Source organism: Terrisporobacter vanillatitrophus (assembly GCF_051148895.1).
In the GTDB taxonomy this organism is placed as follows: domain Bacteria; phylum Bacillota; class Clostridia; order Peptostreptococcales; family Peptostreptococcaceae; genus Terrisporobacter; species Terrisporobacter vanillatitrophus.
On sequence record NZ_CP154625.1, the window covers coordinates 1,867,210 to 1,882,365 of the forward strand.

Annotated in this window: 16 protein-coding genes; all 16 read left to right on the forward strand. The window is 29.5% G+C overall.

The features are described 5' to 3' along the window. The first annotated feature begins 122 nt into the window (after nt 1-122). The 16 genes from tnpA to hisF all read left to right on the forward strand — a co-directional run bounded on the left by tnpA (nt 123) and on the right by hisF (nt 15,148). Nucleotides 123-449, forward strand: coding sequence for an IS66 family insertion sequence element accessory protein TnpA (gene tnpA, locus TVTCOM_RS09420; protein WP_434796257.1), 327 nt, complete (start codon nt 123-125; stop codon nt 447-449). Then, nucleotides 443-793 carry an IS66 family insertion sequence element accessory protein TnpB gene (gene tnpB / locus TVTCOM_RS09425; RefSeq protein ID WP_434796258.1) on the forward strand — a complete coding sequence of 117 codons (351 nt, stop codon included), beginning with the start codon at nt 443-445 and terminating at the stop codon, nt 791-793. The genes tnpA and tnpB overlap by 7 nt, the downstream gene beginning before the upstream one ends. A 90-nt stretch (nt 794-883) precedes the next feature. After that, nucleotides 884-2,491: an IS66 family transposase gene (gene tnpC, locus TVTCOM_RS09430; RefSeq protein WP_434796259.1), complete on the forward strand. Its 1,608-nt coding sequence runs from the start codon at nt 884-886 to the stop codon at nt 2,489-2,491. A 129-nt stretch (nt 2,492-2,620) separates the two neighbouring features. Next, entirely contained in the window at nt 2,621-3,079 is a 459-nt protein-coding gene (locus tag TVTCOM_RS09435; RefSeq protein WP_434799567.1) for a hypothetical protein, read from the forward strand. A gap of 193 nt (nt 3,080-3,272) precedes the next feature. Beyond that, nucleotides 3,273-4,229, forward strand: coding sequence for a hypothetical protein (locus TVTCOM_RS09440; protein ID WP_434799568.1), 957 nt, complete (start codon nt 3,273-3,275; stop codon nt 4,227-4,229). Between the two features lie 15 nt (nt 4,230-4,244). Then, nucleotides 4,245-5,525, forward strand: coding sequence for an FAD-dependent oxidoreductase (locus tag TVTCOM_RS09445; protein WP_434799569.1), 1,281 nt, complete (start codon nt 4,245-4,247; stop codon nt 5,523-5,525). A gap of 209 nt (nt 5,526-5,734) precedes the next feature. Further along, a complete protein-coding gene (locus TVTCOM_RS09450; RefSeq protein WP_434799570.1) occupies nt 5,735-6,763 on the forward strand; it encodes a Fic family protein in 1,029 nt (342 codons plus the stop codon). Nucleotides 6,764-6,884: 121 nt separating this feature from the next. After that, nucleotides 6,885-7,535, forward strand: a complete 651-nt coding sequence (locus tag TVTCOM_RS09455) for an FMN-dependent NADH-azoreductase (RefSeq protein WP_434799571.1) — start codon at nt 6,885-6,887, stop codon at nt 7,533-7,535. 770 nt (nt 7,536-8,305) lie between these two features. Further along, nucleotides 8,306-9,727: a group II intron reverse transcriptase/maturase gene (gene ltrA / locus TVTCOM_RS09460; RefSeq protein ID WP_228110198.1), complete on the forward strand. Its 1,422-nt coding sequence runs from the start codon at nt 8,306-8,308 to the stop codon at nt 9,725-9,727. Nucleotides 9,728-9,851: 124 nt separating this feature from the next. Continuing rightward, entirely contained in the window at nt 9,852-10,796 is a 945-nt protein-coding gene (locus tag TVTCOM_RS09465) for an ATP phosphoribosyltransferase regulatory subunit (RefSeq protein WP_434799572.1), read from the forward strand. 12 nt (nt 10,797-10,808) lie between these two features. Next, a complete protein-coding gene (gene hisG / locus TVTCOM_RS09470; protein WP_434799573.1) occupies nt 10,809-11,453 on the forward strand; it encodes an ATP phosphoribosyltransferase in 645 nt (214 codons plus the stop codon). Between the two features lie 15 nt (nt 11,454-11,468). After that, nucleotides 11,469-12,494: a histidinol-phosphate transaminase gene (hisC, locus tag TVTCOM_RS09475; RefSeq protein WP_434799574.1), complete on the forward strand. Its 1,026-nt coding sequence runs from the start codon at nt 11,469-11,471 to the stop codon at nt 12,492-12,494. 8 nt (nt 12,495-12,502) lie between these two features. Then, nucleotides 12,503-13,081, forward strand: coding sequence for an imidazoleglycerol-phosphate dehydratase HisB (gene hisB, locus TVTCOM_RS09480; protein WP_434799575.1), 579 nt, complete (start codon nt 12,503-12,505; stop codon nt 13,079-13,081). Beyond that, the gene (gene hisH, locus TVTCOM_RS09485; protein WP_434799576.1) at nt 13,081-13,689 is read left to right on the forward strand and encodes an imidazole glycerol phosphate synthase subunit HisH; all 609 of its coding nucleotides are present in this window, start codon (nt 13,081-13,083) and stop codon (nt 13,687-13,689) included. The genes hisB and hisH overlap by 1 nt, the downstream gene beginning before the upstream one ends. Further along, on the forward strand, nt 13,686-14,396 hold the full coding sequence (gene hisA, locus TVTCOM_RS09490; protein ID WP_434799577.1) for a 1-(5-phosphoribosyl)-5-[(5-phosphoribosylamino)methylideneamino]imidazole-4-carboxamide isomerase: 711 nt from the start codon (nt 13,686-13,688) through the stop codon (nt 14,394-14,396). Before hisH ends, hisA begins: the two co-directional genes overlap by 4 nt. Continuing rightward, a complete protein-coding gene (gene hisF / locus TVTCOM_RS09495) occupies nt 14,390-15,148 on the forward strand; it encodes an imidazole glycerol phosphate synthase subunit HisF (protein ID WP_434799578.1) in 759 nt (252 codons plus the stop codon). Before hisA ends, hisF begins: the two co-directional genes overlap by 7 nt. Nucleotides 15,149-15,156 lie beyond the last annotated feature (8 nt).

The following is a 15,156-nucleotide window of genomic DNA, read 5'->3' on the forward strand; positions in this document are numbered from 1 at the left end:
AAATGAAAATATATAGGGATAATTTACGTAATAACGTAAGCGTAAAAGAATTTCTACCTATATTACAAGTAAAAGGTTAGCTAAAATATAAATATAAAATATTAAATATGGAGGCTAACCTTATGTATGTAAAAAATAGCCCAGATCAATGGGCTGAAATACTTGAAAAATTCAACTCATATGACGGTTCTGTCACAAATTTCTGTGAAGAAAATAAAATCTCTAAAAGTCAATTCTATTATCATAGAAAAAGAAAGGTTCAGCAACCTGTAGCATCTACTTTTTGTGAGGTGGAATTAGTTAAAGTAGCTACCCCAATAACTACTAAAGAAGTAGATACTCTTTCTAGTTATATAAAAATTGAAATAAACAATGTAACTATTCATATTCCACCTAGCGAAGCTACGCTTTTAACTACAATAATAAAGGAGCTTTCAAATTCATGTTAAATCTAAATGAAGTTGATAAAGTATATCTAGCATGTGGAGTAACAGATTTGAGAAAAAGCATTGATGGCTTAGTAATTGCAGTACAAAACCAATTAAAACTAGATCCTTTTGAAAAGGCATTATTTGTTTTTTGTAATAGACAACAAAATAGACTGAAAATCCTCCACTTTGACGAAGGATTTTGGTTATACTATCACAGAATTGAAAACAATAAATTAAAATGGCCTATGACTAAAGAAGAAGCATTAACAGTAAATAAAGAAGAATTAAGTTGGCTTCTTAAAGGATATGAAGTTAGAACATCTTCCAAATTTAAGCCTGTAATTCAGAAAAATACATACTAAATAGAATGATCAAAATACTCCTAAATAACTGAATTTTCAACGATTTTATAGTACAATTATATTATATTTAAGAATATAAGGGGTTATAATATGCAGGATATAGTTTTAGAAAAAGAATTGGATGAGAATACAAAAAAATTAATTACTAAAATGGAAAATGAGATTGAATCTAAAGATAAAGAAATAGATAGTTTGAAAAAAGAGGTAGAAATTTTAAAAGGTCATATTTTAAATAAAAATAAGAAGATATTTGGGAAATCTAGTGAGCAAGTAGATTCAAACCAATTATCTCTATTTAATGAGGCTGAAAAAGAAAGTGACTTAAAAGTAGCTGAGCCTGAAATAGAGGAAATAACTTATACTCGAAAAAAATCAACTTCAAATATAGGTAAAAAAGAGAATTTATCTAATTTAGAAGTAGTTGTAATAGAACATAGACTTGAGGAAGGCGAAGCCATTTGTAATGAATGTCATTCGACTTTAGTTGAGATAGGAAAAAAAGAAAAAGATATTCTAAAGTATGAACCCGCGAAACTTTATGTTGAAAAGCATATAACATACAGCTATGCTTGTAAATCATGTGAAGAAAAAACAGGAGAAGCAAATATAGTTTGTGCTAAAACACCAAAAACTTTTTTACATAAAAGCATGGCATCTAATGAAATAGTAGCTCATGCTATATGTCTTAAATATTTATATTCACTTCCATTATATAGACAAGAAAATTATTTCAAGATGTTAGGGGCTAATCTATCTAGGCAAACCTTGTCTAACTGGATAATAAGTTCTGCTAAGGAATTTCAAGTTGTATATGATTTAATGAAAGAGGAATTATTAAAATCAAATTATATACAAGCTGATGAAACGAGCTTGGTGGTAATTGATGCAAAGGGAAAAGAATCAAGATCTAAATGTTATATGTGGTTATATAAAACAGGAGGAAATGATAACTCTATTATTTTATATGAATATCAGAAAACTAGATCTAGTTCTTATCCAAAATCATTTTTGAATGGTTATTCTGGATTTCTTCAGACAGACGGATATAACGGATACAATAGCGTCAGTGATGCTAAACGACTTTATTGTTTAGCGCATATCCGAAGAAAATATTATGATATCGTATCAACCCTAAATAATGAAGCCTTGAAAAAATCACGTGCAATCATAGGGTTTAATTATTGTGAGGAAATATATAAATTAGAAAAAGACTTGAGAAAAGATTATGGTGAAGATGAAGATTTCTTCAAAATTAGATATAAATATAGAAAAGAAAAGTTATCATCCATTTTACATAAATTTGAAAAATATGTATCAGATGAAATTGAAGATGCATTGCCTAAAAGCCCGTTAGGGAAAGCTCTAGAATATAGTAAAAAAGTTTTACCTGGAATGAGAAGAGTACTTGAGGATGGAGCATTGGAAATAGATAATAATGCGGCTGAAAGGGCTATTAAGCCATTTGTAATTGGAAGGAAGAACTGGCTATTCGCTAATACTGGAAAAGGTGCAAAAGCAAGTGCTACTCTGTACAGTATTATTGAAACTGCTAAAAGCTACGATCTTGTTGCAGAAAAGTATCTGCTTTATTTGATGGATAATATGTCAAAACATGAAACATTAACAGAAGAAAAATTATTAGAGCTAATGCCTTGGTCGGCAACTCTGCCAGAAAATCTTAAAATAGAAAATAAATAATATAGAGGCAATAACTGATTTTAATACAATATCAGTTATTGCCTCTTATATTTCAAGGCGTTAAATCTTTTACGCTTACGTAATAACATCCATATACTATAATATAGAATTGAAAAGGGGGAATACATATTGTTACAAACGCCACTGGGATTTTTAAATGTATATATTAATAATGAGCAAGTAAAATACCACATAAGTGAACTACCATTAAAACCTATAGAAATTTCCAACTATAAAGTTGATGCCAGATATATGATAGAAATTGATAAATCACAAATTAAAAGTGGAGATATACTTACTTTTTGTATTGATACAAACATTATGGCTGAAGTAGATGGAGGGGATTGTTTAGTTGAGGCTATGTTTGAAAGTGATGATTTATATTTAGCAATAGGAGGATATGATATTAACGATCACAAAAATCAAAATAACTGTGCTTATTCATTTTCAGTTATAAAAAATGGATTAAAGTCAGAGATTATAGATTTACAATATATTGAAGATTTTAGTGTTGCTATTGCTTGGAGTGATACAACTAAGGATGATTATTATACAGCAGTATGGTTTGCAGCAGATCCTTATATATAAAATAATAATTTTAATTATAAAGACATATAAAACTTATAATAATTAAATAAATAATAAAAAAGAAGTTTAAAAGAAATATATTTAAACTTCTTTTTTTCTGTCACTTATTTATCTATAATTAATAAATTAATAATATAGCTTAATAGTGATGAAAGTGTTTAAGGGAAAATATCATTTTAAGGAAGTGGACAAAATGGAAAGACCTAATAATCAATTTTGTGCTGATGCAGGAGGAAAATACTGTCCATGTCATCTAGCTCACAGTGGGGACTGTATCAAATGTTCTTTAATTAGAGGACAAAAGACTTGTGAGTGTAAGTGGCAGGGAGTTTGTATTTATAATGAACTTGTGCATAACAAAATAGTACCAGTAGAAGAGAGAAAAGAGATACTTTGTAAAGTAGTTGAAAGTAAAGAAATAGAAAAAAATATTTACTTTTTAAAGATTAAAATACCTAGTTTTTTAACTAGAGATTTAAGTGAGCCAGGTGCATATGTTTTTTTGAAGGATAAAGATAGAGAAAGTGGATTTTTCAATGCACCTATATCTGTAATGGATGTGGATGAAGAAAATAATATACTAGAAGTAATAGTAGTTCCAAGGGGAATAAAAACAAAGCCTTTAGTAAATTGTGAAGAGATAATTGTAAAGGCTCCTTATTTTAATGGAATTTTTGGATTAAAAGAAATCAAATCAAATGCCTGTAACAAATGTATAGTAGTTCTAGATGGCTTATCTCAAGTAAATTCGTTAAAAGTTATAAAAAGGTTAATTAGAAATAACAATGAAGTAGAGGTATTTATAAATGAAAAAGGCAAAAGACTAGAAATGATGGAAGAAAAAATAAAAGAGTTGGGAGTTAATATTCAGATTTTTAATTTTGAAGACAAAAAAGAAATTTTAATAAACTATATAAGAAATAACAATATAAGTTTTGTTTACAGCTGTGGATTAATATATTTTAATAAGTCTATTTTACAATTAGTTGATAGTATTGATGATAAGATAAAATTTGCAATTCCAAATAATAATTTAATCTGCTGCGGAGAAGGTATATGCGGTGCATGTACTATTAGATTAAATAATTGCAGAATAAAGACATGTAAAGCTCAAATGAATGGACGAGAATTTTTAAGTAATCTTAAATAAAATGGGGGGATATAAATGGCAAAAGTTGTAGTTATAGGTGGTGGCTGGGCTGGATGCGCTGCTGCAATAAGCGCTTCAAAAGCTGGTGCACAAGTAGTGATTTTGGAAAAAACTGATTTATTAATAGGTCTAGGTAATGTGGGCGGAATAATGAGAAATAACGGAAGATACAGCGCATGCGAAGAGGCTATGTACTTAGGTGCAAGTGAATTATTTACTTTAACAGATGAAAATGCAACTCATAAAAATGTAAATTTTCCAGGTCATAATCATGCCACAATATATAATGTTTTAAAAATTGAGCCACCAGTTAGAAAACTTATAAAAGATATGGGGATTGAAGTAAGAATAATGAGCAGAGTTGTTGATGTAGACTGTGATGAAGATATATTAAAGGCAGTTATATTAGAAGACGGACAAAGGATAGAAGGAGATACCTTTGTTGACACAACAGGTTCTTCTGGTCCCATGGGAAATTGTTCTAAGTATGGTAATGGATGTGCCATGTGTGTTCTTAGATGTCCTTCTTTTGGAGGAAGAGTAAGTGTAACAGGAAGATGTGGCGTAAATGATATGATTGGGGAAAGAGTAAATGGTGATTTCGGAGCATTTAGTGGTTCTATGAAATTATTAAAAGAAAGCTTAAGTATAGATATACAAAAACAATTAAATGATCATGGTTTTGCAGTAATACCTTTGCCTAAGGAACTTAGAAATGAAAAAAAACTTGATATAAAAGTTTGTCAGCAATATGCCCTTCATGAATTTGCTGAAAATATTATTTTGTTAGACACTGGTCATGCAAAATTAATGACACCATTTTTTGACTTAGAAAAATTAAGAAGTGTGCCAGGATTTGAAACTGCATGTATAGTCGATCCCTATAGTGGAGGAAAAGGAAACTCCATCAGATATATGGCAGTATCTCCAAGAGATAATTATATGAGAGCGGAAGGAATGAAAAATTTATTTGTTGGAGGAGAAAAATCAGGATTTTATGTAGGTCATACAGAAGCTATCTGTACAGGATCTTTAGCAGGACATAATGCTGTAAGATATTTAACAAATAAGGGCTGTTTACAGTTACCAAGTAGTTTAGTAATAGGAGATTTTATATCTTATTCTAATGAAGAAATGCATAAGGAAGAGGGAGCAAAGAAGAGATTTACCTTTGCAGGAAGTATTTACTTTAATAGAATGAAAGAATTGGGACTTTACACAATAGACAAGGAAAAAATAGAAAAGAGAGTAAAAGATGTAGATTTATTAGGTGTTTATAATAAAAAATTAATATAATAAAAAAAGCCTTACTTAGATAAAATCAAGTAAGGCTTTTTTTATAAGAAGAATACAATTGTTTAACTTAAAATTAATAGTTGAAATATTCTGTCAATAAAAGGGAAATAATATATATATAATTGTAAATAGTAACAAATTATGGTAAAATCAAAGTATTACGACTATAAATTTTATAGGTAAAGTATATTATTGGGGTTTGGAGTGATATGATGGAATACACTATGGGGACAAAGCTGGCTAATATATCAGTTGATATGAACATTGTAACAAAATTATGCAAGATAAATGAATATAAAGGAGAGCAAATTATCTATAAGAAACAACCTAAAAATGTGGTAACTTTAATGACAGATAATGCTATTCTTAAATTTGTTTATGACACTTATATCGATAGTTTTCTTGGGGGGAAGGAAAACTTAGTTAAATTAATTCACAATGAAATTACACCACAATCCAGGGAGGATATTGGTGTAGTAGAATTTAGAGATGTAATAAAAACAGTAAATAGTGCTTTTGAAGATATTGAAATATGCTCTCAAACTATATTAGAGCTTCATGGCTATTTGCACAGATATTCTCTAATAAGAGGTGGGAGATATAGAAGTGAGTCAATTGGCTATATTGACTTTGGAAAATCTAATGATGAATTTGATAATAACAATGATGTAGAAAGTAAAGTGGAAAGTTTATGTAAAAGATATTATAAGCTTTTAGAAGAAAATAAAATTCAAGACCTTATAATAATTGCTTCTTTTATAATGGATTTTATGCTAATATCACCATTTAAAGAAGATAACTTAACAATGTCAAAAATTTTAACTTTACTACTATTAAATAAAAGTGGATATGAAGTAGGTAGATTTACTAGTTTAGGTAACTTATATTATGATGAAAACTATTCATATTTTAAAACTTTGTTTTCTAAGCAAGGAGATATAGAAAGAGAATCTTATAATATAAACAAATGGTTAGACTACTTCTTATCATTTATATTAGCAGCATACGAAGATTTAAATGACGAGATGAATTTAACTGGAAATAAAAAAGAAACTAAAACTAGAAGAATAGAAAAAGTTATAAATTCTACTTTGGGATATTTTACAAAGGATGATGTAAGAAATCAGTGTCCTGATATTCCAGAGCCAACTATTAATCGAGTTTTTAACAACTTAAGAAAAAGTGGAAAAATAGAAGTTGTGGCAAAAGGTAGAAGTGCCAAGTGGAAAAAAAGATAGATTACTAAGGGTTACACAAAAATGTGTAGCCCTTTTTGATTAAATAAATAGTCATTAAAAGAATAAATTCAAATATTTAACAAATAATATAATATTATCAATTATTTATTTGAGGTGAATTATGAGAAAAACATTATTATATATTAGTTGTAATTCAAAGCCAGAAAAATTATCATCAAGTAAAACTGTAGCTAGACTATTCATACAAAAGTTTATTGAAAAAAATCCAGACTTTGATGTGGAAGAAGTAGACTTATACAAAGATTATATACCAAGACTTCAATATGAATATTTTGCAGGGCGTAGTGCCTTAGTGGAAAAGGAAGCTCTAAAACAATTAGATGATTCTGCCCAAAAGGATGTAAAAAAAATAAATGATTTATGTGATCAATTTATGAAAGCTAGAGTATATGTTATTGCTGCGCCAATGTGGAGTTCATCTTTTCCACCACAGCTTAAAGAATATTTTGACTGTGTAATTCAGGACAAAAAAACTATTAAGTTTGAAAATAAAAAACCAAAGGGAAAACTAAATGATTTTGATAGAAGCTTAGTATATATCCAATCAAGTGGTGGTAAAATACCTACATATACAAAACCAATTTTAAATCGTGGAGTTAGCTACATAAAATATATTTCCAAGTTTATGGGAATAAAAAAGACAAAAGAAATATTAGTTGACGGTACAGGAACTACAGAAAAAGAAAGACTAGTTTCCATAGACAAAGCTAGTAAGGAAATTGATAAAATAATGAAATCTTTAAAATATTAATTAAAACTCAATATTTCAAATAAAAAAATAAATATAAGAAAATGAATAGTAAGAAAAAATATTAAGAAAATTAAAATAATTGTTGATAATGTATACAAAGTAGATTATCATTATTGTTAATAAATTAAAATAAATTCTTTGGAGGTAAGTATGATGAATAATATAAATGAAAAACTTAATAGTAAATTAAATACAACATTATATCATCATCATCATAGATCCAAGGGATTGTAATCATGAATTTTTTCATAGATACAAGCCCTGTTTTAAGTACAGTAAATGGGCTTGTATCTATGATGGTATATGAAACTTATAAACCATATAGGCATAGCCTATATGGTTTTTTTATGTGTGCCCAGCATGGGCAACAACTTGACGGTGAAAGTCCGTTGCGGGCTTGATAGTGGGAACCGCTAGCTAATGGCAAGGGTGTCCATCGTGAGGTGGAATCTGAAGGAAGCCTACGGCAAAGTCTTGGTCTGAGGAACACGAACTACATATGAGGCTATTGGAAACGGACGAGTTTGCGTAACAAGACAAAGTCCAACACTATCCAAAATTTCTAATAGTAAATGTAGCAGATATATGAGATGAAGGTTGTTGCTCTTACCTGGGGAGGTCTGATAGATATATCATTAATAGAGGATGAACTTCCTAGATGATAACCTACATAGTGATATGTAATTGAACTATCAGAAGTCAGCAGACGTCATAGTACTATTGACTGCGCAATCAATAGGAAGGACTGAACATTAAGGAGGTTTTCAACTTTGGATAAATTGAAGAACGTGGATAAAGTGCAGACAACTGAATATTCAGGCTACCGTGTGGAAGTAAAGTTGGAAACTGGAAATAAACATGGAGTGCATAGCGTAGCTTCGGTATTACCGAAGGTAGAAATAGAGAACCGTGCAAAAATATCTACTAATAATTTACTCGATAAAATCTTAGCAAAAGATAATATGTATCGTGCTATGCAACGAGTAATCAAGAATAAAGGTAGTCACGGTGTTGATGGAATAAAGACTGATGAACTTCACGACTATTGCAAAAAGCACTGGACTACAATGAAATCTAAATTATTAGATGGAACATACAAACCATCACCTGTTAGAAGGGTAGAAATACCTAAACCTAACGGTGGGACTAGGATGCTTGGAATTCCAACAGTAGTAGATAGAATGATACAACAAGCAATAGCACAAGCGTTGACATTTGTATATGAACCAATTTTCTCTAATAGTAGTTATGGTTTTAGACCAAACAGAAGTCAGCATCAAGCAATAAAGAAATCCTTAGAATATATAAATGAAGGATATAAATGGGTAGTAGATATGGATTTAGAGAAATTCTTTGATAAAGTAAATCATGACATTTTAATTGATAGATTATCAAGACAAATTAAAGATAAAAGAGTATTAGACTTAATAAGGAAATATCTTAAAAGTGGAATAATGTTAAATGGAGTTATCGTATCAAATGAAGAAGGAACTCCCCAAGGAGGACCATTAAGTCCGCTTCTATCAAATATAATGCTTGATGAGGTTGATAAAGAATTAGAAAGAAGAGGTCATAAATTCTGTAGATTCGCAGATGACTGTAATATCTACGTTAAAAGTAGAAAAGCAGGGTTAAGAGTTTTAAACAGTATTAAGAAATTAATTGAAAATGAATTAAAACTTAAAATAAATGAAAAGAAAAGTGCCGTTGACTTAGTTAGTCGCAGAAAATTTCTAGGATTTTCATTCTATTTTACAAAGGGCGGCGCCCAAATAAGGATACATGAAAGCTCATATAATAAACTAAAATCTAAAGTAATAGAAATTACAAATAGAAATAAAGGAATAGATATGGGATGGAGAATGTTGAAACTTAATCAACTTATGATAGGTTGGATTAATTACTTTGGCATAGCGAAAGCTAAAGGCAATATACAAAATATTGAAAAATGGATTAGGCGAAGACTTAGAGCATGTATCTGGAAACAATGGAAATTACCAAGGACGAAGTGTAAGAATCTTGTTAAACTTGGAATGGATAAATATAAGGCCTACCAATATTCAAATACAAGAAAAGGCTACTGGAGAATATCCGGTAGCCCAATCCTATCAAAAACACTTACAAATAAATACCTAGAAGAAATAGGATATATGAGTATTTCCAAGAGATATTTAAAAGTGCATGGAACTTAATGAACCGCCGTGTACCGAACGGTACGCACGGTGGTGTGAGAGGACGCTAAATAAAATAATTATTTAGCTCCTACTCGATTGTTCTAAATAATTAGTAAATAAGAAAGTATTACAAGGAGGAAATATGAAGTATTTAAGTATTGAAAACGAACTAAATTATTCAAAGAAAAGATATGAATTTACAAAAGAAATAGAATATATATTTGTAAAAAATAACTATATTCAAATAAAACCAAGTATATTTGAGGATTACGACAACTTTATTGCAATAAATAAAAGGACTCCTACAAAATCTGTGGTGAAAATAGTGAGTGATAAGATTTTAGTATTAAGACCTGATATTACAACAAGTATCATAAAAAGCTTAATACCTAGATGGGAAGAAGACTTAGTACTTAAATTATTTTATCACTCTACAGTTTACAAAAATGAGGCTAAAGAAGGAATTAAGGAAATTAGACAATTTGGCTGTGAATATTTAGGAGAAAAGTCTATAAAAGCAGATGGAGAAATAGTAAATATGTCCTTAGATATACTTAAAAAATTTGGGAAAAAATTTATTTTAGAAATTGGAAGTAGCAATTACATTAATGGACTACTTAGAGAGTTAAATCTTAAAGAGCACCAAGAAAATAAATTAAAAAACTTAATACTTAGAAAAAACAAAATAGAGATTAATGATTATATTGAAAAATTTAACATAAAAAAAGAAATAAAAGAAATTATATATAATTTGTTTGAATTAAATGGAGATATAGAAAACGTAATATCAAAAGCTAGAAATTTCTATACAAATGATTTAATGAACAAGGGCTTAGAAGAGTTGGAGGAGATAAGTATTTTACTTAAAAAGAGTGAATGTAAAAAATATACAAATTGCGATTTATCCATGGTAGGAAAATTTGATTATTATGAAGGAATAATGATTAAAGGATATTATGCCAATGTGTACAAAGAGATTCTAAGTGGAGGAAGATATGATTCTCTTACAGAAGAGTTTGGAAGAAGAGTTCCTGCTATTGGGTTTTGCATAGATGTGGATGGACTTATGGAAGCATCAAAAAGATAGGAGTTGATGAAGGTGGATAATATTGTAATAGCTATAGCTAAAGGAAGGATAGAAAAAGACGTTTACAGAAGACTGAAAATTCTAAATATGGAAGAGTGTATAGAAACAGATAGCAGAAAATTAATTTTTAAAGATGAAGAAAATAAAATTACTTATATTCATGTAAAGCCATCTGATGTTGTAACTTACGTGGAAAAAGGAGTAGCAGATCTTGGCATAGTAGGAAAAGATACTATTTTAGAAAATGAAAATGACAATGAAGTATATGAACTACTAGATTTAGGATTTGGTAAATGTAAGTTTTCTGTGGCAGGAGTAAAAGGGGAAAATAATTATTCAAGAGAAGAAACTCTAAAAGTAGCAACTAAATATCCAACAATTGCTAAAAATTATTTTAAATCTAGAGGACAAAAAATAGAAATTATCAAACTTAATGGTTCAGTGGAGCTAGCTCCCATAGTAGGACTTTCAGATGTTATTGTGGATTTGGTGGAAACAGGTAATACGCTAAAAGCTAATGGTCTAGAAATTGTGGAAGATATGTGCAATATAAGTTCTAGAATAATAGCCAATAGAGTAAGTTATAAATTTAATAAAAATAAGATTGAAGAAATAGTAAATAAATTTGCTTCAACTTTAGATGAAAAAAATTATTAGAAAGGGGAGTTAGTTATGAAGGAAAAACAAAGTGTAAAGGAATTACAACCATACGTAGTAAATCCAATAGTATGTTCAGTAAAATTAGATGCAAATGAAGGAAGTAAAAATCTATTTAAAGATTTAGTAAAACAATTGGGTGAAGAATTCTACTTAAATGTTTACCCAGATGATTCTTACATTGATTTGAAGAAAGCAATATCTAACTATGTTGGATGCAAAACTTCAAATATCTGTGTAGGTAATGGTTCTAGTGAGTTACTTGACTTATGTATAAAAACATTTGTTGATAGAGATGAATTAATTTTAAGTTTAGATCCAAGTTTCTCCATGTATTCCATATATGCTAAAATCTTTGACACTAAGTACATGGGAGCAGAATCTGAGGAGAATTTTGTAATAAATGCAGATAAAATTATTAATGCCATAAAAGAAAATGATCCTAAAGTAACTATAATATGTAATCCCAATAACCCAACAGGAAGCATGATAAAAAAAGATGATGTAATTAGAATAATAAAATCTACAGACAACATTGTTATAGTTGACGAAGCTTACATGGAGTTTGGTGATGAAAGCGTGGTAGAAGAAATTGAAAACTATGAAAATCTTATAGTAGTCAAAACTTTATCTAAAGCATTTTCTATGGCAGGAATTAGAACAGGTTACTTACTTGCAAGTGAAGAGTTAGTGAAAACTGTGGAAAAAGTAAGACCACCTTATAACTTAAATTCAGTATCAGCATTTTTAGCAACAAAAGCATTAGGAGAAAAAGACAAAATGTTATCTTATGTAAAAGGAATTAAAAAAGAAAGAGAAAAAGTATATAAATCTCTTTCAGATATGAATGTGAAAGTATTTCCATCAGGAGCAAACTTTGTTTTCTTCTACAGTGATATTAAAAATTTAGAAGAAAAATTAGTAAAAGAAGATGTGCTAATTAGAAAATTTGGTGGAAAATTAGATAATCACTACAGAGTTACTATAGGAAGTGAAGATGAAAATAATGAATTTATTAAAGCTATGAAAAAGTTTGTATAGGAGGAAATATGAGAAGTGGTTTTGTAGAAAGAAATACGTTGGAAACAAAAGTTAAAGTGAAAATAAATCTTGATGGTAGTGGAAAAGCTGATATAGACACAGGCATAGGATTTTTAGATCATATGCTAACTCTTCTAAGTTTTCATAGTAAGTTTGATTTAACTGTGAAATGTAGCGGGGATTTATATGTGGATGATCATCACACCATTGAAGATTTGGGAATTTGTTTAGGGCAGGCATTGAAAGATGCCTTAGGAGAAAAAGTAGGAATTAGAAGATATTCAACTGTATATATACCTATGGATGAATCATTGGCTTATACAAGTTTAGATATAAGCAATAGACCCTATTTAGTTTTTAATGTTAATTTTCAAAGTGAAAGAATAGGCAATATGTCTACTCAAATGTTTAAAGAATTTTTTAGAGCTTTTGTAAATGAAAGTAGAACAACTCTTCATATAAACCTTCTTTATGGAGAAAACGACCACCATAAAATTGAGGCAGTATTTAAATCTTTTGCAAGGGCATTAAAAGAAGGAAGTGAAGTTATATCTGGTGATATTTCTTCTTCGAAAGGAGTTTTATAATGAATATAATAGTTGATTATGGTCTAGGTAATTTAGGCTCAGTTAGCAGAGGGTTTGCAAGGGCAGGAATTGAAACAAAAATATCTAGAGATTTAGATGAAATAAAAAATGCAGATTCTCTTATTCTTCCTGGTGTGGGGGCCTATAGAGATGCCATAAATGCATTAAATGATTTAGAGTTGGTTCAGCCCATTAAAGACTTTGTAAAAAGTGGTAAGTATATGATAGGTATATGTTTAGGTATGCAGTTACTTTATGAAAAAAGTTATGAATATGGAGAGTATGAAGGTTTAGGTTTAATTGAAGGAGAAGTAGATTTTCTTGATATAGATTTGAAAGTTCCTCATATGGGTTGGAATAATTTGAAATTTGAAAAAGATGATGATGAAATACTGAAATATATAAATGAAGATTCTTATGTTTATTTTGTACACTCTTATTTTGCCAATTCTTCAAACAAAGAATTAATAGCATTTGCAGAATATGAAAAAAAGATTCCAGGAATAGTTAGAAAAGACAATGTTTATGGACTTCAATTTCATCCAGAAAAGAGCGGCGAAGTTGGCGAAAACATATTAAAGGCTTATAAGGAGTTGATAATTAGATGATAATTTTTCCGGCTATAGATATAAAAGATAATAAATGTGTAAGACTATTGCAAGGTGATTTCAATAAAGTAAATATTTATGGAGATGATCCAAGCCAAATGGCTGAAAAATGGGAAGAAAAAGGAGCTGAATTTATTCATATTGTTTCACTAAATGGAGCAAGAGGAGAAGGTAACATAAATGACGAAAGCATAAAAAAAATACTACAAAGTGTAAATATTCCCATACAAATTGGTGGAGGAGTTAGGGATGAAAAAAGAATAGAAGATCTTTTGGCTATGGGTGTTAATAGAGTAATAATTGGTAGTATGGCAGTAAAAAATAAAGAGTTACTGAAAGATTTAGTAAAAAAATACAAAGAAAAAATTGTAGTATCTATAGATGCTAAAAATGGAAAAGTAGCCATTGAAGGATGGGAAGAAGTAAGTACCTTGGACTCAATTGAACTATGTAAAGAATTAGAAGAAATAGGTGTAAAAACCATAGTTTATACTGACATATCAAAAGATGGGATGATGATTGGTCCAAACTTTCATATATACGAAAAACTGTCTAAAGAAACAAATTTAGATATTATAGCCTCTGGTGGAGTTACAACTTTAGAAGATGTGAAAAAATTAAATCTAATGAATTTATATGGAGCTATAATAGGAAAATCTCTTTATGAGAATAAAATAGAACTGAAGGAGGCTTTAAGTTTATGTTAACAAAAAGAATTATACCATGTCTTGATGTTAGAAATGGAAGAGTGGTTAAAGGCAAAAAATTTGAGAATATAGAAGATGTGGATTCTCCAGAAGTTCTAGGAAAATATTATAGTGATAGTGGAGCAGATGAGCTTGTATTTTACGATATAACAGCTTCCAATGAAGAAAGAAAGACTTCACTAGAGTTTGTTTCAAGAGTTGCTGAAAACTTATCCATACCCTTTTGTGTAGGTGGTGGTGTTTCATCAATAGATGATTTTAAAAATATACTTAGAAAAGGAGCAGATAAGGTTTCTGTAAACTCAGCTGCCGTAAGAAATCCAAATCTTATAAAAGAAGCTGCAGAAAAGTTTGGAAATCAGTGCGTAGTTTTATCCATGGATGTAAAGAAAAATGATAAATGTTCTTGGGATGTATATGTAAAAGGTGGAAGAGAAAAAACTAATTTGGATGCTATTGAATGGGCAAAAAAAGGAGTAAATCTGGGAGCTGGAGAAATAGTTGTAAATAGCATAGATGAGGACGGAATGAAGAATGGCTATGATATAGAATTATTATCAAAAATAACAGAATCTGTAAATGTTCCAGTGATAGCTTCTGGAGGTGCAGGAAAAATGGAAGACTTTTGTCTAGCAGCAAAGAAAGGCAACTGTGATGGAGTACTGGCAGCATCAGTATTTCACTTTGGGGAAATAAAAATTAAGGACTTGAAAGAATATATGAAAAAAGAAGGAATAGAAGTAAGACTTTAAATTAGGAG